General features: G+C 39.9%; 19 protein-coding genes and 1 rRNA gene. 4 read left to right on the top strand and 16 right to left on the bottom strand.

Going from position 1 to position 20092, the window contains the following annotated elements; all coding sequences use genetic code 11:
- The 4 genes from AC4HAJ_RS06165 to AC4HAJ_RS06180 form a co-directional block, all read right to left on the bottom strand.
- Positions 1-106: ribosomal RNA gene (locus AC4HAJ_RS06165) — 16S ribosomal RNA — on the bottom strand; the annotation flags it as partial.
- Between the two features lie 257 nt (positions 107-363).
- On the bottom strand, positions 364-915 hold the full coding sequence (gene hpf, locus AC4HAJ_RS06170; RefSeq protein WP_491079291.1) for a ribosome hibernation-promoting factor, HPF/YfiA family: 552 nt from the start codon (positions 913-915) through the stop codon (positions 364-366).
- Positions 916-989: 74 nt separating this feature from the next.
- On the bottom strand, positions 990-1658 hold the full coding sequence (locus tag AC4HAJ_RS06175) for a ComF family protein (RefSeq protein ID WP_491079292.1): 669 nt from the start codon (positions 1656-1658) through the stop codon (positions 990-992).
- Positions 1659-2963, bottom strand: coding sequence for an ATP-dependent helicase ComFA (locus AC4HAJ_RS06180; protein WP_491079374.1), 1305 nt, complete (start codon positions 2961-2963; stop codon positions 1659-1661).
- 45 nt (positions 2964-3008) lie between these two features.
- Here AC4HAJ_RS06180 and AC4HAJ_RS06185 point away from each other — a divergent pair, with 45 nt between their 5' ends.
- Together AC4HAJ_RS06185 and cysK are read left to right on the top strand one after the other, a co-directional pair.
- Entirely contained in the window at positions 3009-3638 is a 630-nt protein-coding gene (locus tag AC4HAJ_RS06185; RefSeq protein ID WP_491079293.1) for a YigZ family protein, read from the top strand.
- Positions 3639-3737: 99 nt separating this feature from the next.
- Positions 3738-4667: a cysteine synthase A gene (gene cysK, locus AC4HAJ_RS06190; RefSeq protein ID WP_491079294.1), complete on the top strand. Its 930-nt coding sequence runs from the start codon at positions 3738-3740 to the stop codon at positions 4665-4667.
- 513 nt (positions 4668-5180) lie between these two features.
- Here cysK and AC4HAJ_RS06195 read toward each other — a convergent pair.
- The 12 genes from AC4HAJ_RS06195 to gmk form a co-directional block, all read right to left on the bottom strand.
- On the bottom strand, positions 5181-5534 hold the full coding sequence (locus AC4HAJ_RS06195) for a S1 RNA-binding domain-containing protein (protein ID WP_491079295.1): 354 nt from the start codon (positions 5532-5534) through the stop codon (positions 5181-5183).
- Complete coding sequence (locus AC4HAJ_RS06200) at positions 5534-6931, bottom strand: Cof-type HAD-IIB family hydrolase (protein WP_491079296.1); 1398 nt, start codon at positions 6929-6931, stop codon at positions 5534-5536. The genes AC4HAJ_RS06195 and AC4HAJ_RS06200 overlap by 1 nt, the downstream gene beginning before the upstream one ends.
- A 77-nt stretch (positions 6932-7008) precedes the next feature.
- Entirely contained in the window at positions 7009-7650 is a 642-nt protein-coding gene (locus AC4HAJ_RS06205) for a response regulator transcription factor (protein ID WP_491079297.1), read from the bottom strand.
- Complete coding sequence (locus AC4HAJ_RS06210) at positions 7634-8668, bottom strand: envelope stress sensor histidine kinase LiaS (RefSeq protein ID WP_491079298.1); 1035 nt, start codon at positions 8666-8668, stop codon at positions 7634-7636. Before AC4HAJ_RS06210 ends, AC4HAJ_RS06205 begins: the two co-directional genes overlap by 17 nt.
- Positions 8665-9363 (bottom strand): cell wall-active antibiotics response protein LiaF, encoded by a 699-nt coding sequence (gene liaF, locus AC4HAJ_RS06215; protein ID WP_491079299.1) that lies wholly within the window; start codon positions 9361-9363, stop codon positions 8665-8667. Before liaF ends, AC4HAJ_RS06210 begins: the two co-directional genes overlap by 4 nt.
- 185 nt (positions 9364-9548) lie before the next feature.
- A complete protein-coding gene (gene pknB, locus AC4HAJ_RS06220) occupies positions 9549-11285 on the bottom strand; it encodes a Stk1 family PASTA domain-containing Ser/Thr kinase (protein ID WP_491079300.1) in 1737 nt (578 codons plus the stop codon).
- Entirely contained in the window at positions 11282-12025 is a 744-nt protein-coding gene (locus AC4HAJ_RS06225; RefSeq protein ID WP_491079301.1) for a Stp1/IreP family PP2C-type Ser/Thr phosphatase, read from the bottom strand. Before AC4HAJ_RS06225 ends, pknB begins: the two co-directional genes overlap by 4 nt.
- Before the next feature lie 25 nt (positions 12026-12050).
- Entirely contained in the window at positions 12051-13376 is a 1326-nt protein-coding gene (rsmB, locus tag AC4HAJ_RS06230; protein ID WP_491079375.1) for a 16S rRNA (cytosine(967)-C(5))-methyltransferase RsmB, read from the bottom strand.
- A complete protein-coding gene (fmt, locus tag AC4HAJ_RS06235; protein ID WP_491079302.1) occupies positions 13360-14295 on the bottom strand; it encodes a methionyl-tRNA formyltransferase in 936 nt (311 codons plus the stop codon). Before fmt ends, rsmB begins: the two co-directional genes overlap by 17 nt.
- Positions 14296-14311: 16 nt before the next feature.
- The gene (locus AC4HAJ_RS06240) at positions 14312-16696 is read right to left on the bottom strand and encodes a primosomal protein N' (protein WP_491079303.1); all 2385 of its coding nucleotides are present in this window, start codon (positions 16694-16696) and stop codon (positions 14312-14314) included.
- A gap of 314 nt (positions 16697-17010) precedes the next feature.
- Positions 17011-17328 carry a DNA-directed RNA polymerase subunit omega gene (gene rpoZ, locus AC4HAJ_RS06245; protein ID WP_491079304.1) on the bottom strand — a complete coding sequence of 106 codons (318 nt, stop codon included), beginning with the start codon at positions 17326-17328 and terminating at the stop codon, positions 17011-17013.
- Between the two features lie 23 nt (positions 17329-17351).
- Entirely contained in the window at positions 17352-17966 is a 615-nt protein-coding gene (gmk, locus tag AC4HAJ_RS06250; RefSeq protein WP_491079305.1) for a guanylate kinase, read from the bottom strand.
- 379 nt (positions 17967-18345) lie between these two features.
- On the opposite strand from gmk, the gene AC4HAJ_RS06255 reads away from it, so the two are divergent.
- Positions 18346-19290 carry a magnesium transporter CorA family protein gene (locus AC4HAJ_RS06255; protein WP_491079306.1) on the top strand — a complete coding sequence of 315 codons (945 nt, stop codon included), beginning with the start codon at positions 18346-18348 and terminating at the stop codon, positions 19288-19290.
- Positions 19291-19314: 24 nt separating this feature from the next.
- A complete protein-coding gene (locus tag AC4HAJ_RS06260) occupies positions 19315-20001 on the top strand; it encodes a DUF1129 domain-containing protein (protein WP_491079307.1) in 687 nt (228 codons plus the stop codon).
- Positions 20002-20092 lie beyond the last annotated feature (91 nt).

The raw sequence follows: 20092 nt of genomic DNA on the forward strand, positions 1-20092 counted from the left end.
TCGCAACTCATCCAGAAAAAGCAAGCTCCTTCCTTCTGCGTTCTACTTGCATGTATTAGGCACGCCGCCAGCGTTCGTCCTGAGCCAGGATCAAACTCTCATTTAAAGTTAATCTTACTCAGTCACTTCTGACTTATTGTTCTTTTTTTGACAGGTCGTATTCCTACAACCCGCACGCTTGGTTTCTTGTCTATTCAGTTCTCAAAGGTCTTTGTTGTTCTCTCGAGACAACTCCATTATTCTACTATACTTCTACGCCTCTTGTCAACTCATTTTTCTTTTTATTTTTTAAAATCAGATGACCTTGTGATATTAAAAGACATCCTTATGATTGAGGCTTCATAAGAATGTTCTTTGAAGTATTTATTTTTTTGCTTCAATTAAGCCATAGGCTCCATCCTCACGCTTGTAGATAACATTAACAGAGTCATCTTGAGAATCTTTATAGATGAAGAAGTCATGTCCGAGCAAATCCATTTGTAAAACCGCTTCTTCTGCATCCATTGGTTTAAGGTCAATATTTTTTGTTCTAACAATGGTAATGTCTGAAGCCTCTTCATTTTCTTCAGCGATGAAATCAGTAGAAAAGATCTCTCCAACCGCAATTTTTTCACGATGTTTTTTGGCGATTTTTGTTTTGTTTTTTCTGATTTGACGTTCAATCTTATCAGAAACAAGATCAATTGAACCATATAAATCTTGTGAAACATCCTCTGCTCTCAATGTAACTGCTCCAATTGGGATGGTCACTTCGACTTTAGCAGTTTTTTCTCGGTAAACTTTGAGGTTGACTTTGGCGTTCAGATTTTGATTATCATTGAAATATTTTTCAACTTTCACGAGCTTCTGCTCTACATAATTTCTGATCGCTTCAGTAACTTCGATGTTTTCACCACGGATGTTAAATGTGATCATAGACTACCTCTTTCTTGCGTAAAACGCTTTCTTTTTTAATTATTTTACTTCTTTACCTCATTTTTTGCAAGCTATTATCTTGCCAATGAAAAAGTTTTTACTTTTTCCACACCATTTTCATACAATATTTCTTTGGCTAACATCAGTGTTTTACCAGTTGTATAAACATCATCAACAATCACCACCTTTGGAGGCAATTTTTGATCTTTTGTAATTGAAAAGAACTGCTTCGTTTCTAATCTTTGCACTTTCGTCTTTCTAGATTGGTCCTCTATTTTTTTGTTTTCATCGACTCTTAACAGGGATTGAAAATTGATGTGCGCTGCTTCCAATAGTCCCTCAACTTGATTAAATTTTCTTTGACTAAAATTTTTACGGCTTATGGGAACAGGAATTACTACAAAATCTTTATAGATTTTTAGAGCCGATTGTATGTCCCGTTGAAAACAATATCTTAACATATAATCCCCACTAAATTTATAGCTTGAGAAAAATTTTTTCATAGCCCTGTTGTAAGTATATAATGCTTTATGATCTACCGTATAGCCGCTCTCTTGCCATTTTTGGCAGTCTCTGCACAGCCCCTCAATTCCTATCTTGTAGCACCATTTGCAGTGTTTATCTCCAATGGTTTCAAATTTTAAATGACAATCGTAACAAATATCGTATTGTTCTTTTAGTTCGAATAATTGCTTTAGACTTTTTTCTTTTCTGATTTTTTGTTGGCATAATAAACACTCCATTTATTTGCCTGCCTTTTTGTTCATTTGCTTAATTTCTTTAATTGCCTCTACCATCGCTTTTGTTTTACCACTATGGTAAAAATTTAATAAACCTTCCGGCCTTTCTTTACTTCTTCCCACACGCCCGCTCATTTGAATGAGAGCAGAGGCAGTATATAACTTATGAGAAGTTTCCACAATGAAGACATCTACCTTGGGGAAAGTGACACCTCTTTCTAATACTGTTGTGCTAACAAGTATGTTGACCTCCCCTGTCCTAAAGCGTTCAACAGTAGAGAGTCTTTCCTTAGATTCACTAGATACAAACGCTACCGTCTCATTCTTAAAATATGCTCCTATTTTTTTACTAAAACATCTACCTCCTTCAATGGTTGGGTAGAAAATCAGCAATGGGTAGCCACTTTTCCTTTGTAGCTCTATATCATGTAGGAGTCTTTTAGGAAGTTTGATCTGCTTCGGACTTAGTAAACTCCTTAACCTGCCTATCCAGATCATTTTGGGAACTACCATGGCAGAATCGTGATACCTTTTAGGCAATTCAAGTTTTTTTAGCTGTGCTCTCTTAACCCGCTTATTCAATTGCTTGGTTGAAGTAGCTGTCAAAAAGATTTGTCTGCCTGATTTTTTTAAAGCAAGGTCGACCGCTGCCTCCAACATAGGATTTCCTGAATACGGATAGGCATCTACTTCATCAATAATTATTAGGTCAAAAGCTCTATGAAATTTAAAGAGTTGATGAATAGTTGCAATGACTAAAGGGCTACGCTTATAAGGCTTTGCCCCCTGGTGTAAAAGACTAATCTCACAGGAAAAATCTCTTTTGAACCTTGAGTACAATTCGCGGCATACATCAACCCTAGGACTCACTATAGCTACTGCATAACCTTTACTAAGGGCTTTAGCAATCGTAGCGTAGGTTATTTCAGTCTTACCGGCTCCTGTTACAGCATGTATCCAGACATCCTCATTGCTTAAGAAGGTAGATAGTAGCTGTTTAGATACTTTGTCTTGATATGGGGTTAACTGACCTTGCCATCTCAGATAATTTTCTTTGGGAAAGGGATGTTGTGGTAGTGAGTATAGACAAGAATCACTAGTTACCCTTCCAAAAACAATACATCTCCTACAATAATATGACTTATCCGGGAGCATCCATCTGCTATCAATGAGTGACTGACATCGACCACAAAATAACTGTCCTTCTCTGGTTATCATACTTGGACGCTGTTTAGAAAATTTCTGCACTGATTCTTCTATTTGAAATTCCAAGAATTGCCTACCGTAATAATCTTCTAATGTATCCATCATCTATTTATCCGAAATTAAGATGAAATATGATAAAATTTTCCTATGAATTTTAAAACTATTGCTAAGGATATTATCGTCGAAGATACCATAAAAAAATCACGTTTTATTTGCCATCTCAAACATGTTGAATCTGAAGAAGAAGCCAGAGCTTATATTGCTCAAATAAAAAAAGAACACTATAAGGCTAACCATTCTTGTTCAGCTATGATTATTGGTGAACAATCTGAGATCAAACGCTCTAGCGATGATGGCGAGCCTAGTGGAACTGCCGGTATTCCTATACTTAATGTTTTGGAGAAAAAAGAATTAACTGATGTCGTCGCTGTTGTCACGCGCTACTTTGGTGGCATTAAATTAGGAACAGGTGGCTTAATAAGGGCTTACTCAAATTCTGTAGCTCATGCCATTGACGACACCGGTCTAGTTGAAATTAGAGAATTGGAGGGAGTTGAAATAGAATTATCCTATTCTCAGTATCAATCTTTTCCATCCTTTTTATCTCAGCGTAATCTGCAGGAACTAGATACAGAATTCTCAGATAAGATTCTTACCAAGGTATTTCTTCGTTCTGAATATATAGAAGACTTTCTCAATGACTTGACAGAATTCTATAATGGTAACATTTCTGTGACTAAGGCTGGTTACAGAACTGTAGCTATTCCTATATCTTGATATATATTCTCTATCACTTTTATAAAGAATTTGTATTTTACAGAATTCTTCTTTGATCCTATACTAGATTTACTTTTTAATTGAACTGAGGTGATATCTATGGTAAAAATTTATAACAATATTGTCGATCTCATTGGACAGACACCCATTGTAAAACTGCATAATCCTGATCCATCTGACCAATCTGATATTTATGTGAAGCTTGAAGCTTTCAATCCTGGATCTTCTGTCAAAGATCGTATTGCTCTGGCTATGATTGAAGATGCAGAGAAAAAAGGACTCATCAAACCTGGAGATACCATCATTGAACCTACCAGTGGTAACACTGGTATTGGCTTGGCCTGGGTTGGAGCTGCCAAGGGATACAAGGTTATTATAACCATGCCTGAGACTATGAGTGTTGAACGACGTAAGCTGATTCAAGGCTATGGTGCACGGCTTGTTTTGACACCTGGAAGCCAAGGGATGAAGGGCGCTATTGCTAAAGCCGAAGAACTGGCTGATGAAATTGGTGGATGGATTCCATTACAATTTAACAATCCTGCTAACCCTGCTATTCACGAAAAAACTACTGGCGCTGAGATTGTTGATGCTTTTGGTGCTGATGGTTTGGACGCCTTTGTAGCTGGCGTCGGTACTGGCGGAACTATCTCTGGAGTCTCAAGAGCCTTAAAAAGTGCCTATCCCGATATTTCGATCTATGCGGTTGAAGCTGATGAATCAGCGATCTTATCAGGTGAGCAACCTGGTCCTCATAAAATTCAAGGGATCTCTGCTGGTTTTATCCCAGAGACGCTAGATACTGAGTCTTATGATGGTATTATTCGTGTGAAGTCTGATGACGCTATTGCTACTGGCCGTCATATCGGTCGAGAGGAAGGCTTTCTTGCGGGAATTTCTTCTTCTGCTGCCATTTTCGCTGCTCGTCAATTAGCTAAAGAACTTGGAGCGGGTAAAAAAATTCTTGCCTTACTTCCAGATAATGGTGAGCGTTATTTATCAACTAGTTTATTTGATTTTGATAGTTAAAAAGAGACTGGGCAAAAGGTTCAGATCAAACAAAAACAGAGACTTCTTTTAATGGGAGCCTCTGTTTTTGTTGTGAGCTATTCTTCTGTCCCAATCTCTTTTAATGGGGATTTGATTAGTAGCTCTGAATTGCTTGGGCATCATTGTTTCCTTTCTAATTATCAAATGTAGACTAAAAGCTGTAAGAACTCTCGCAACAGTAATAGTCCTAACAGAAAGAGCTCCTAGTAGAGCAGCATTATTAAAATCCGTTTGAAGGGGGGGGCTTTTCTCTTAGATCTTTGTGTAGTAAACCATGTAACTGAGAGATTAGAAACCTGAACGCCACACTATTGACTAAACTTAGACAAAGACCCTTCATTTCGTCTCAGCACATCATTCTTTAATTTATCTTCTTAACTTCATTTCGTGCAAAAAGCACTCCAAAAGTTAGATTTTATACTAATTTTTGGAGTGCAGTTCAAATCCATTACTTTTTCATTTACTAAGGACTACTCTTGTCTCAAACTCTTTTTACTGTGATAAATAATCTAGTCCTTCTCGGATCCATTGGTCCATATGTCGCTCTAAGGGTTTGAATCCAATCTTATAGCGACTGTTTGAGAATCGGTGGCGATGCGAAAAATGATGCTTTTCCTCTTCCAATGTTCTCATAGAGAGACTAGCCTTTTCACTGAATTCATCTAAATCTAAGACCTGGACATCTACCTCTTGGTTGATATGCAATACATCATAGATATTTTCTATATAACCTGTCTTAATCTCAGATATATGAATTAAGCCTGTTGTTCCATTTTCTAGTTGGACAAAGGCGCCGTAGGGTTTTATTCCTGTAATTCTTCCTTTATATTTATCACCGATTTTCATCACTCAATAACCTCGATAGACTCAATCACAACATCTTCTACTGGACGATCTTGAGCTCCAGTTTCAACTGATGCAATCTTATCTAAAACATCATAAGATTCTTCATCTAATAATTGGCCAAAAACTGTGTGACGACGGTCCAAATGTGGTGTCCCTCCTGAAACATAAGCATCCGCAATGGCTTCAGGCCATCCTCCACGTTTTAATTCTTTAGCAGAATAAGGGAATTCTTTATTTTGGACAATAAAGAATTGGCTACCGTTTGTATTTGGACCAGCATTAGCCATAGATAGCGCCCCCCTAAGATTGTAAAGCACTTCTGAAAATTCATCTTCAAAGCGATCGCCATAGATAGATTCACCGCCCATGCCGGTACCAGTCGGATCACCACCTTGAATCATAAAATCAGGAATAATGCGGTGAAAAATAATACCATCATAATAACCATCTTTGGCTAGAGCGATAAAATTGGCCACTGTTTTAGGTGCTTGGTCAGGAAACAGCTGAATCGTTAAAGATCCAAAATTCGTTTTCATTATAGCTTTAGGGCCTTCGATATTTTTTAAATCCAATTGTGGAAAATACAGTTCTTTTTCTACCAAACCTAACTCCTCTAAGGCATAAGCAATGCCATCTTCTTCTACCGTTTTTGTTACAAAATCTGCTTTTTCTTTTAATTCCGTGACACTGTTGCCCATGGCAATTTTTAGACCAGCAAAATCAAAAATTTCTTTATCATTTGGTCCATCACCAAAAACCAAGAGATTCTCAGGTTTTAAATCCAATGCTTTTAAAACACGAGAGACACCTGAAGCTTTTGATGTCTCATATAGAACAACATCTGATGAATGGGGATGCCAAGGAACCAGACGCAATTGGTCTTTCAACTCCTCAGGTAAGCGCAAATCAGCATCGTTTTCAGAAAAAGTCCACATGTGGTAAACATCATGCTCTAGATAAAAATCTGGATCGACTCGACACTGGCCATAAACAGGTTCTATAGCCCTATCAATCAATGCACTACGCTCTGAGACAATAGGCTCATCTTTCCCAGCAAATCCGTAAGCAATCCCTTGTTCTTTTGCCCAGGAGACATAAGATTTCTTAATATCAAGGGGGATAGGATTGTCGTAGATCACATCTCTCTTACTACTTTGTACAAAAGCCCCATTGATCGTCACAAAATAATCTGGATTCAGGGCTTGTATTTCTGGAACAATGCCATACATAGCACGTCCCGAGGCTATTCCAGTAATAATGCCTTTAGATTTGAGTTGCTTAAAGACCCGCTCAATAGATGCTGGCATATAGCCGGTGTCTTTGAGACGCAAGGTATCATCAATATCAAAAAATATGGCTTTGATTTTTTTAGCCTTATATTTGGTTTTGGCATCCATGCTCTAACCCCGCTTTCTAATAGTCCCTATTAAATGGGTCTGCTAGATAGTCTAATTTCTTTTTATTATAGCATTTATTAATCATCTTGTGGAACCAGATTGTGCTGGAAAGCGTAGACAACAGCCTGAGTACGGTCCTCAACATTTAATTTCGAGAGAATACTGGATACATGAGTTTTAACTGTCTTCAGAGAAATAAACAACTCATCTGCGATCCTTTGATTGTCATAGCCTTTAGCCAGAAGGTTTAGGACATCACGCTCACGTGCTGTTAAATCATCGTGGAGCTGGGGGTGTTGCTTGTGATATTGGATCTTTTGATCAACTTCTGTTTCAATCGCCAATTCACCGTTAGCTACCTTTCGGATACTATTTAAAATCTCTGCAGCGCTGGATGTTTTCAGCATGTAGCCTTTGGCTCCTGCTTCGATAACCGGATAGATCTTTTCATTATCCAAATAGGATGTTAGCACTAAAATTTTAGCCTCTTTCCATTCTTTGAGAATTTCTAAAGTGGCTTCTACACCATCCATCTCTGGCATAACTAGATCCATGACAACAACATCAGGCCTTAATTCTAAAGCTTTTTCGACACCCTCACGTCCATTGCTAGCTTCAGCGATTATTTCAACGTCTGGTTGGATATTAAAAAAACTTCTGAGCCCCAGACGAACCATTTCATGATCATCTACCAATATAATTTTAGTCTTGTTTGTCATCGTCTTCCTCGCTATTTTTTGTCATCATTTCTTCAAAAATTGGAATATGAATGTCCATAGAGACACCGCTTCCCTTGCTACTAAGCATAGATAGAGTTCCTGCCAGATCATCAACACGATCTTGAATATTTTTCAAGCCATAGCTTAGCTCACGACTGGCATCCATATCAAATCCTTGTCCATTATCAATCATTTTAAATTGGACATCATTTTCATTTTGAAAAAGATAGACCTCAACTCGACTGGCATGAGCATGCTTTAGGGTATTGGAAATAAATTCTTGAGCGATTCTAAAGAGGTTGTCTTCAATCACTTTAGGCAAATGAGAGACATTCTTTTTAAAAACAATTTCGATATTGCTCTTATCTTTTAACTCATTTAGGAGCAGCTGAATACCTTCTGACAGCGTCCGCCCTTCTAATTCAGTAGGTCGCAGATGTAGTAGCATAACTCTCAGATCATTTTGCGCCCCCATCAAGGTCGACTCAATCAAGCTTAGTTGCTCCTTAAGTTGCTCTTTACTCAGCATATCAATATTTTGGGCTACACCTGATAACATCATAGAGGAAGCGAATAATTCTTGGCTGACGGTATCATGGAGATCTCGTGCTATACGCTTTCGTTCCTGAGTCACGATGGCACGACTGTTGGTAATATAGGCATTTTCTGTCTTTTGCAAGGTAGTGGTTAAGCGACCCATTTTTTTGGATAAACGCTCTAGGTTTTTACCTACCTCTGTCTCGCTTTGTCCCGTAACTGGCTGATTGCTAATAATACGTCTAAGATTTTTATTAATATGACGTTTACTATTATCATCTACGACTAACCAGACCAGAATCAAAAGGAAGCTGATAGAGAACATCAATAAAATAACAGAAAAAGCAAACTGCTCCAGTACTGTCGTATCAGCAAAAACAGAGCGATAATCTAAATTTAAACTATCAAAGATAATGAAGATGATAAAGCCGACAGTAATACTGACATATAAAAAAATTAAAATAAAATCATTTCGCTTCATGATCGCACCACCTCTACAGAACCGGCAATGATATTGACCACAATTTTGACTGACCGCAGCAGTTCTTTATCCTCTTCTTGCTCAAATTTTATAGACTGGTTGCGTAAATCATATTCTGGAAAATCAAGATAAGATACACTAGCATAAATAGCACTGACATCAAGTTTGATGGCTACCTCCCGCGGGACAACAATCTTGGTGGGACCATAAACTTTGCGAACAATAACAACATTATCTTTTCCTTTAACAATCACTTTCGATAAGTCAATCGTATCAGAGCCACTGACTCTGATCACATTAATATCATCAAATGTATAAAAATCTCTACTGATGTGTCGACTGGCTCCAATCCATTGATTGGGTTGGGGAGATACAGATAACTGATCTTTTTCAAATTCTAAAACGGCATAACGATTCCGGTGCTTAACTTCAGAAAAATGATTGATAATTGTATAAGCGACTGCTAATAGAATAGCTGCTACCATAAATGGGTTGAGCATCAGTACTAAGAAGAGAAATAGAGCACAGATAGTCAGTAAGAAACGTCCTTTACTATCACGATTATAAAAAATAATAGCCATCAAGATGATAGTTACAATCAGTACAAAGGAGGTCACTCGATTGGAGAAGACCCCAAGCAGGGCCAAAACCAATAGACAGGCTTCAACCAATAAAAAAAATTGAAATTTTTTCATATCAATCCTTATCTCTCGAACATTTAGATATTTCCCATTTATGATGCCATTGTAACAAAAATCTATTGAAATTTCAGTAAGCCTAAGCCGTTGGAAACAATATAGGTCCTAGGACCTAAAAAAGATCCAGTCCTTAGACTGAATCCTTTAATCAGCAGATTCTAGTTATCAATTAGCATCTTTATTTACTCATTACCACCAGCTGATTCAGGGGGAGATGATGGCTCAGGTGTTACTCCGGCATCTCCTTCAGCGGTATTATCATCTGAAGATGATGGAGTTGTATCTGAGTTTGAATCGGAGTCTGACTGACTGTCACTCGATTCTGTCGACTCTGTATCTCCATAAGATTGTGAACTATCGTAGGATGACGTATCATCAGCTGTCGCATTTTTGGCGACAACAAATTTAATTTTATCATCTCCAGATGGATCAAACTTTTCTCCCTTGGATGGTGACTGACTGACGATTTCACCTTCAGCGTAATAGCTCGAAGCTTCTTCGACGATCTCTATCTGAGAGTCATCTAGACCGTATTTTTCTTTCAACTCTGCGACTACTTCTTCATAGTCTTGTCCCACGTAATCATCTAAAGTGATACTCGCCTGGCCAGAGGATACATAAATATCGATGCGGGTACCTTCCTTGGTACTGCTACCTGCTTCAGGGTTAGTTCGGATAACCTTTCCTTCATCAACAGATGAACTATCGGATTCGATTACTTTACCAACCTTAAGGCCTGAATCTGTAATCTCCTTAGTTGCCTGCTCAACCGTGTCATTGCCTGTATTGGGAACCTCTACTGTCATCGGATAAGCCCAGCGTCTAAAGACAAATATAGCAATAATAACTAAGATAATCCCGATCAACACCTTACCCAAAACTCCTAATGGGCGACGATGTTTCTGTGATTTTTCCTTGTTTTTTGATTTACTATTAGCGTTTTGCTGTTTCTTACTAGGATCATTTTTTTTCTGTTTATCAGACGCTTTAACCAACTCCTCAGCTGAAGTATTAGCCGTACTATTTTCAATTTTAGGCAGAGTTTTCGTATCAGCCTTATCTGAGAAAACCAGTTTAGCTTCTCGACTGCGATTGAAACTTAAGCTGCTCATCAAATCACGACTCATCTCGTAGGTTGATTGATAGCGATCGCTCAAACGCTTGGCTGTTGCTTTAATGACAACGTTTTCTAAGGCTTGGGGAACGTCTGGATTAAAATCCATGATCGAAGGTAGCGGCTTTTGAAAATGCTGAAGGGCGATCGTCACAGCACTATCTCCATCATAAGGAATATGGCCAGTCAGCATCTCATAGAGCATGATCCCCATCGCATAGATATCTGACTGCACTGTAGCCTTAGACCCTCGTGCTTGCTCAGGTGATAGATAATGGACACTACCTAGCATGGAATTCGTCTGAGTCAGGCTTGTCTCTGCAAAAGCTACTGCAATACCGAAGTCAGTAACCTTAACGGTTCCATCCTTAGTAAGAAGAATATTTTGAGGTTTTAAATCTCGATGGATAATCCCCATTTCATGGGCTAATGACATAGCCGAGAGGACTTCTTCCATGATATGAACGACTTCATTGTTAGCCAGAGGAGCGTTTTCCTGAATATAGCGCTTTAAGTCTGAACCATCAACATATTCCATAACAAGGAATTGTTGACCATCCTCCTCACCAATGTCTCGAATGGAGACAATATTGGGATGGCTAAGTTCAGCCATAGCTCGCGCCTCACGCTGAAAACGAGTCACAGCGATCTGGTCCGTCTGATAATTGGTTCTGAGAACCTTGATAGCTACCTCTTCACCTTCCAAAATCAGGTCATTGGCGAGATAAACATCTGCCATCCCACCACGTCCGATAGACTTGAGGATGCGGTAGCGTCCTGCAAATAGTTTTCCAATCTGAATCATGATGCTGCCTCACCTTCTACGTGAAGAAGCCCCACGGTAATATTGTCCAATCCACCTGCCTTATTAGCAGCTTCGACTAAGAGGTTGGCCTTATCAACGATACTACCATCATCAGCCATCAGAATATTTTCGATCATGTCAGTGGTAATCATATTGGTTAAACCGTCGCTGTTTAGCAAAAGATAGTCCCCTGATTCCAACTGCTGGACACCTAAATCAAGTTCGATAGGACCTTGCTGACCGATAGATTGCGTGATGATGTTACGCTGAGGATGACTAGCAGCCTCCTCCTCAGTAATTTGTCCAGCTTTTAAAAGCTCATTGACCAAGGAATGGTCGGTGGTTAATTGCTGATATTTCCCATCACGTATGAGACCAATTCGTGAATCTCCCAGGTGAGCATAGAGGGCCGCTTCATTAACGACTGCAACCGCCTCAATAGTAGTGCCCATCCCACGAAACGACTCTTCTTTTCCAAGCTCGTGGACTTTCTGATTCTCTTGCTCGATCATCTCAATCATCCAATCACGGATCTCACTCAGATCTATAAAATCAGTTTCTTCCCAGGCTTTACCTAAGTCTGTCACAGTCAACTCGCTAGCAATATTACCAGCACGATGCCCCCCCATACCATCTGCTAGTATGATGAGGAGAGACTCTGATTTATTATAAAATTGACCAATGTAATCCTGATTATCAGACCGCTTACGTCCAATGTCAGTTCTTAAAGCAGTTTCCATTTATCTGTTTAACTGTCCTTTCACGCTAATACGTACGCTTGATTTGGGCGATGAAAAATCCGTCTGTCTGAAACAATTCGGGGGTGATGGTGATACACCCTTCCGAAATAATTGATTCTTGCTCATGTTCCAGCTTTACCTGCTCAAAGTTGGGGTGATTGGCTAAAAATTTCTCAATCACAACCTGATTTTCTTCCCTAAAAATAGTGCAAGTGCTGTAGGTAATTATACCATTTTTTCTGAGCGTTTGACAAACACTCTCTAGGATCTCTAGTTGAACTGCCTGCAGGCTAGCAAAATCTTTAATTTCTTTAGTGTATTTAATATCAGGTTTGCGGCGCATAAGTCCCATGCCAGAACAGGGAGCATCAACTAAGATTTTGTCAAATGTATCTTGATCGAAAAACTCATGAACCTTTCTAGCATCAAGTTTCTGAGCACTTATCTTAGCTGCTAGGCCAAGCCTTTGGGCATTTTCACGGATCAAATCCAACTTATGATCATAGAGGTCTAAAGCTGTTATATGGCCTGTGGTTAAATAAGAGGCCATATGACTGGTCTTGCCTCCCGGAGCTGCACAGGCATCTAGAATATTTTCATCTCCCTGTATATTTAGAGTCGGTGCGACTAATTGACTGGACTCATCTTGAATGGTTATTAAACCCTCTTTAAAAGCAGCGGTTCCGGCAAAATAACCAGTCTCTTTGATAAGTCCAACTGGCGAAATCTCAGATGGCTTTGCTTTCATTTGCTCCAAGAGGGATTGGAGCTGATTGGGATCAGTCACACGAGCACTAGCTTTATTTCGAGTGAGTAGACTTTCAAATATTTTAAGCGCACGCTCTTCACCATACTGGCTGATCATTTTTTTGACCAACCAAACAGGAAGAGAATACTGAACCGAATAACGTTTGTTTTTACGCTTAATCTGAGCTGGATCTGGTAATTCTTTCTGTGTTATCTTGCGCAAAACAGCATTGACCAGCTTATCAGCCCCTGTCTTACTTCTCTCCTTGGCCAAATCAACTGCCTGATTGACTACAGCATGATCTGGTAGGCGATCCAGGAATTCTAACTGGTAAAGGCTGAGCATCAATAGGATATAGATCCAAGGTTCCAACTTATCCCTATCGTCAATATAGTGGGCTAGCTGCCACTCCAGAGTGATCTTTCTTGCAACTGTTCCATAGACAATCTCCGTTGCTAGCCCTTTATCCTGGTCAGATAGATGATTAGCTCCCAGTACACGGTTCAGAGCAATATTAGAGTAGGCACCTTTGTTAAAAACTTCTTCTAAGACCGCTAGAGCAGCTGAGCGTGCTGTTTTTAGAGTATTATTGACCAAGCTGATCACCTACTTCAAGCTGGCGGCCAACTCCATTAAGAAAATCACCGATAGCCATCTTGGGCTTTCCAGCGGGTTGAACAGTTTTTAAAGATAGGGCTCCTTGTCCTGTGGCAACAATGAGCGCCTTTCTTGTCTTCTCGATAATTTGACCGGGTTCCCCTTGTCCTTCAGCTTCCACAGCCTCATAGATTTTAAAGCGTTGTCCCTTCAAAAGGGTGTGAGCTACCGGCCATGGATACATCCCTCGTATATGGTTAAAGAGTTCACGAGCTGATTTATTCCAATCTAAGCGTTCTTGTTCTGGAGTAATATTGGGCGAGAAGCTAACTTTGTTGGGATCTTGAGGGATGGGGGCTAGTTTTCCTTCCAGATAATCCGGTAGGGTTTCAAGTAAAAGATCACGTCCTAAAATAGCTAGTTTATCAAATAGGGTGCCAACATTATCCGTATCTGTAATCTTTAGACTAGCCTGCTGCACTATATCACCAGCATCCATCTCCTTGACCATCTCCATGATCGTCACACCTGTTTTTTCATCTCCATTGATGAGGGCATAGTGAATAGGGGCACCGCCACGATAGTTGGGAAGAAGTGAAGCGTGGACATTGAGGGCAAAATCAACATTGTCTAATAACTGACTTGGTAGAAACTGCCCAAAAGCAGCAGTAATAATGCCGTCTGCTTTTAAGTTCATCAGTGCTGTAAGTTCTTCTGACCCTGATAATTTTTCAGGCTGATAAACAGGGAGATGATGGGATAGAGCTAATTCTTTTACAGGGGTTCTGCGAATTTCTTTTTTTCGGCCGACCGCTCGATCTGGTTGCGTGACCACAGCGACGATGTCATAGTTGTTATCTGCTAGCAGCCCATCTAATACAGTTGCCGCAAATACAGGGGTGCCCATAAAAATTAATCTTGTCATAATGTCCTATCCTCTTTTATACAAAGTTCTGTGGTTCTTGGTCGATAATTAAGCGTAAATCTTTATTATCCTTGTCTTGAGACAAGTCTAAAATCTGATTGAGGACAGCTTCCAATTTATCCTCGAATCGATATTTGATAATGATTTGATAGTGGTAAAGGTTATGAGTCCTTGCGATAGGTTTTGGCGTTGGGCCCAGGATCTTAATCTGATCACTCAATTGTTCTTTAAGCAGTTTAACCAAGGCAAAAGACTTCTTGATAACCGCTTCCTCATTTTTATGTGATAAGGTCAAGCCAATTGTGTAATAATAAGGCGGATAAGCTAATTGCTTGCGCACTTTCATCTCGTAAGCATAAAAAGCTTCATAGTCCTGTGCTTTGGCTAGTTTAATCGCATAATTGTTAGGATTATAGGTTTGAATTAAAACCTCACCCTCTTTTTCTGCTCGGCCTGCTCGGCCTGCCACTTGTGTCAATAGCTGAAAGGTTCTCTCAGCAGATCGAAAGTCAGGGAGATTCAGTGAGGTATCTGCATTGAGAACACCTACTAGGGTGACATTAGGAAAATCCAGTCCCTTGGCAATCATTTGCGTTCCAAGGAGTATGTCTGCTTCACCACGTCCAAAGATCTCAAGAATCCTTTCGTGTGCTCCCTTCTTACGGGTAGTGTCGACGTCCATGCGAAGAATACGTGCTTCAGGTAAAAGCTCAGCTAGCTCATCATAGGCTTTTTGGGTACCTGTTCCGTAGTAGCGAATACTTCTACTCTCACAATTAGGACAGGTATGGGGAATTCCCTTTTGAAAACCACAGTAATGACAGTTCATTGTCTTAGTATCCATATGCAGCGTCAATGAAATATCACAATTAGGACACTCATCCACATAACCACACTCACGACACATGATGAAGCTAGAAAAGCCCCGACGATTCAGCATAAGGACTGTCTGCTCTCCTTTTGGCAAACGATCCCTAATCTTTTCTAATAAGATTGGAGTGAAATTAGACGTCTCCTGCTGACCCAAGTAATCTCTAAAATCAACAATATCTACCTTTGGAATTTTTGCAAGAGGGTTAGCCCGCTGAGTCAACTGGATGAAATGATAAACATCCCGGCTAGCTCTGGCTCGACTTTCAATGCTTGGTGTTGCCGAACCTAAGACTAGGACAGCCTTGTGATATTTGGAGCGAATAAGGGCTACTTCTCGAGCATGATAGCGAGGATTTGATTCCTGCTTATAGGTTGCCTCATGCTCCTCATCAATAATGATAGCCCCGATATTCTCCAAGGGGCTAAATATAGCTGAGCGTGCTCCCACTACAACCCTGGCTTGGCCAGATCGAATTTTACGCCACTCATCATACTTTTCCCCATCTGACAATCCAGAATGCATAATGGCAACCTGCTCACCAAACCGTGAAATGAAACGATTTGTCATTTGAGGAGTCAACGAAATCTCTGGAACCAAGACAATCGCCGTTTTTCCCATCTTAAGAACACGGTCGATGATATGGAGGTAAACCTCAGTCTTACCAGATCCTGTGATACCTTCTAAGAGGTAAGGTTTGTTATCCTGACCAATAGCAGAAGTAATCATCTCAACGGCTTGTTTTTGCTCATCATTTAGTTTGAGAAAATCCGTTTTTATTACCTTATCAAAATGCTCCTGACTCCGATTGACCTGAACTTCTTTAATTTTAAGCGCCCCTTGCTCAATAAAAAAATTCACCTGATCACGTGAAAAATCTTTCAATAGATCAGACAACAGATGCTTTTGGGGATGCTGCTGTAAAAAATCCTTTAGCTGCTGGCGACGCTTTGCCCGCTTAGAACACTCCACGGTTTCTAAAACTTCTGGAACAGACTGGACATACTTAAGTGTCTTGATCGTCTTCTTATCCTTGGCCTGATAAGTCGCCTTGATTTGACCACTTCTGACCAACTGAGCTACTCTAGGAGCTAGGTTGGTTGGCAATGATGAATCTGTTACCTGATCTTTGTTACCAAAGATAACCTGGCGGTCATCTTGAGACAAATCTGGTGTCGGCAGCAATAGCCGATTATAGTTAGAATTAAGAAGGCTAGGAATCATAGACTTTAAAATGGTGATCTTATAAGCAAAGACACTGTGGCGCATCTGATCAGCTAGAGAGAGCTGCTCCTGGTTGAGAACAGGTTCAAAATCCAAAACAGTCTCAATCACTTTCAATCCATCCACCTGTCCTTTTGCAAGACCAACTACAAATCCCTGTAGAAGGCGGTTGTTCTTTCCAAAAGGGACATGGACACGACTTCCCAAGTTAATCAGTCCTTGTAAATCATCAGGGACAGAATAAGAATAAGGCTTATCCGTCTGCATTAAGGGAATATCCACAATAATTTGTGCAACAAGGTCCATAAATACCTCCTTTCCTCTGCAAAAATTTATCTAAAAATTAAGCAAGAGTCTGGGACAAAAGTCCAGACTCTTTAGTAATTGTTCTAAATTTATCAGACTGACGCAAGAGTTAAAAATTAGCTTTGTCAGTTTAGACAACTAAATCTTCCCCTCTACTTTGTAACAGGGTACTTTTTAGATTTGAGGCAACTAGCTTAAAAACACTGGACTTTTAAGTGCTGTACAAGGGATACCAGCTAATTAATCTAAGCGTATGCGAAGGTGAGCAACTTGTTCTATTCTCTTGCCTCGTATCTTTGTGAACAAGGCTGGTTTTAGATCTTTTCGCCCTCTTCTTCTTTTTCTTTAGCAATCTGCTCTTTAATCTTGCGCTCTTCTTCTTCTTTTGCAAGACGTTCCGCCTCAATGCGTGCCAATTCTGCTGCACGCTTAGCTTCTGGATCTGGGTGAATCGTTACATTACCAGATTCAATTTCTTCTAAGGCTTGAAGTGTTGTTTTTACAGATTTGAAATTTTGAGTAGCTTGGGCACCAGCTTCAAGCTCATGAGCACGCTTGGCTTGGAGCACACAGAGGGAATATTTTGATGGCACTTTGTCTAGCAATTTATCAATAGAAGGTTTCAACATCATAAGGCAATTCTCTTTTCTAACATTTATATATCTTTAATCATATCGTTGTAGCGGCCAATCACTCGATCAACTCGGAAATGTTCTGCTTCGATGATCCGCTTCACTCGCTCTGCAGCCAGAGGAACTTCATCGTTGACCACAGCATAGTCATACTCACGCATGAGGGCAATCTCTTCTTTGGCAACCTGGATACGCTGCGCAATGACCTCTTGACTATCAGTGCCACGACCAACTAGGCGGTCCCTAAGCTCTTCTAAATCTGGTGGTGTCAAAAAGATGAAAACACCATCAGGAACTTTTTTCTTAACTTGTAGAGCACCTTGGACCTCAATTTCGAGAAAGACATCAATTCCCTTATCCAATGTCTCATTAACATAGTTCAAGGGTGTTCCGTAGTAGTTGCCGACATATTCAGCATACTCCAGCATTTGACCTCGGCGAATAAGCTCCTCAAATTCCTCACGTGTGCGGAAGAAATAATCGACACCGTCAACCTCACCAGGGCGTTGAGAACGTGTTGTCATAGAAACAGAGTATTCAAACTTATGGTCAGGCGTTGAGAAGATCTCCTGACGCACTGTTCCTTTTCCTACTCCTGAAGGTCCAGAAAAAACAATCAGCAATCCACGTTCGGACATAAAGAACTCCTTTATCTAAGCGCATGTAAGGTTATTAACAGTTAAACGACCTCTCCCCTAGGAGGAAGACCACAACTATCATGTAAAACTTTACTTTTTAGTTTACCAAAATAGGTCTAGTTTATCAAGAGTTCCTCATTTTAACTTGGTTTCTTGACTAGTAAAAATAAGCAATATTTTTAACAGCTTCCTCCACAAAATGCACTAAATATTGTATAATAGGGAGGTCTGTATTCAGCCTACAAGCAGTTATATAAAGCAGCTTTAGAGATCTGCTGATCTATAAAATTCACTTAGCAGTCTCAGGTGCGCTGTTGTATTATAGTCTTAGATGAAGTGCTGCTAAGGACTCTATATCTTATATTGAAGGAGGGTTTCTATGAAACAGGTGTTTCTTTCTGCTAATAATCAACTCAACGAAATCGAAACATTCGAGCCTGGTGCTTGGATCAATCTGGTCAACCCTTCCCAGGAAGAGTCCGTCAGTCTAGCCGAACAATTCAACATTGATATCACAGACCTTCGTGCTCCTTTGGATGCTGAAGAAAGCTCGCGTATCAGTGTTGAGGATAACTACACCCTCATTATCGTGGATGTTCCTACTCAAGAAGATCGCAATGGCAAAAATTATTATGTCACTATCCCCTTAGGAATCATTGTTACCAACGATGTAGTTATCACCACTTGTCTGGAGCCGTTGCTGCTTTTTGATCACTTTTTTAACAATCGCATTCGTGGCTTTTACACTTTTATGAAGACCCGCTTTGTCTTTCAATTACTCTACCGCAATGCTGAGCTCTTTTTGACCGCCTTGCGTTCGATCGATCGGCAGAGTGACCGTATTGAAGCCCAGTTGGAAGGGGCAACGAGAAATGAACAACTCATCGATATGATGGAGCTGGAAAAGTCCATCATCTATTTGAAGGCTTCGCTAAAAATCAATGAACGAATTGTTAAGAAACTGACCGGTAATGCTTCTAGCTTAAAGAAATATGTGGACGATGAAGATCTCCTGGAGGATACGCTTATTGAGACCCAACAGGCGATTGAGATGGCTAGCATCTATGAAAACGTCCTCAACGTCATGACCGAGACATCTGCTTCTATTATCTCCAATAATCAGAACTCGATTATGAAAACTTTGGCTCTCATGACCATGGCTCTCGATATCCCAACTGTTATCTTCTCTGCCTATGGCATGAACTTTAAAAACAACTCGATGCCCTTAAACGGTCTTGAACATGCTTTTTGGTATATCGTTTTAATCGCTTCAGTCCTCAGCTTGACCATCGTTATTTATTTCATCAGAAAACGCTGGTTTTAATTACATTATCAAAGGAAATCACATATGGATTTACAAAAACTGACCAAAAAAAATCAGGAATTTATAAAAATTGCCAGTCATCAATTAAGTCAAGATGGCAAAACTCCCGAAGAAATTGATGCTATCCTCTCTGACATTGTTCCAACCATCACGGAGCATCAAAAACAGGGGATGACCGCTCGCCAAATTTACGGTGCTCCGACTATTTGGGCTAAAAGCTTCACATCATCAGAAGAGACAAGCTCAAAAGAAGTGTCTCAAGATTCCGAAACCAATAAAAATCCTTGGTTGATGTGGATGGATAGCAGCTTGTTGATCTTTTCACTCTTTTCGCTTTTCTATGGACTGATCGGCATGATCAGCAGCCGTAGTACTTATCCTTATGGCTTTTTGACAACTATTATTATCTCCTTATCAGGTGGAGCTGCCTTCTATGCTCTGTATCATTTTATCTACCGCCATATGGGCAAGCCTAAATCTGAACGGCCTAAGTTCATAAAATCTGCTCTATATCTCGCTGGCTTTTTATTGATTTGGATCCTCTTTGTCTCTATCGCTAGCTTTGTTCCTAAAGCTATCAATCCTGTACTTGCGCCACTTCCTATGATGATTATCGGTGGTATAGCTTTGGCAGGTGAACTTTGCCTCAAAAAACGTTACAATATTCAAAGTGCTTTGGCTTCAGCACCAATCACACCACGAAATAATTAGTAATTATAAGACAACAGGGTTTAGATCATCTGGTCTAAACCCTATTGCTATTGATATGTCATTAGATTTCTTATCCCAAAAGATTGGAGTT

The organism is Streptococcus sp. ALY_211 (genome assembly GCF_058314555.1).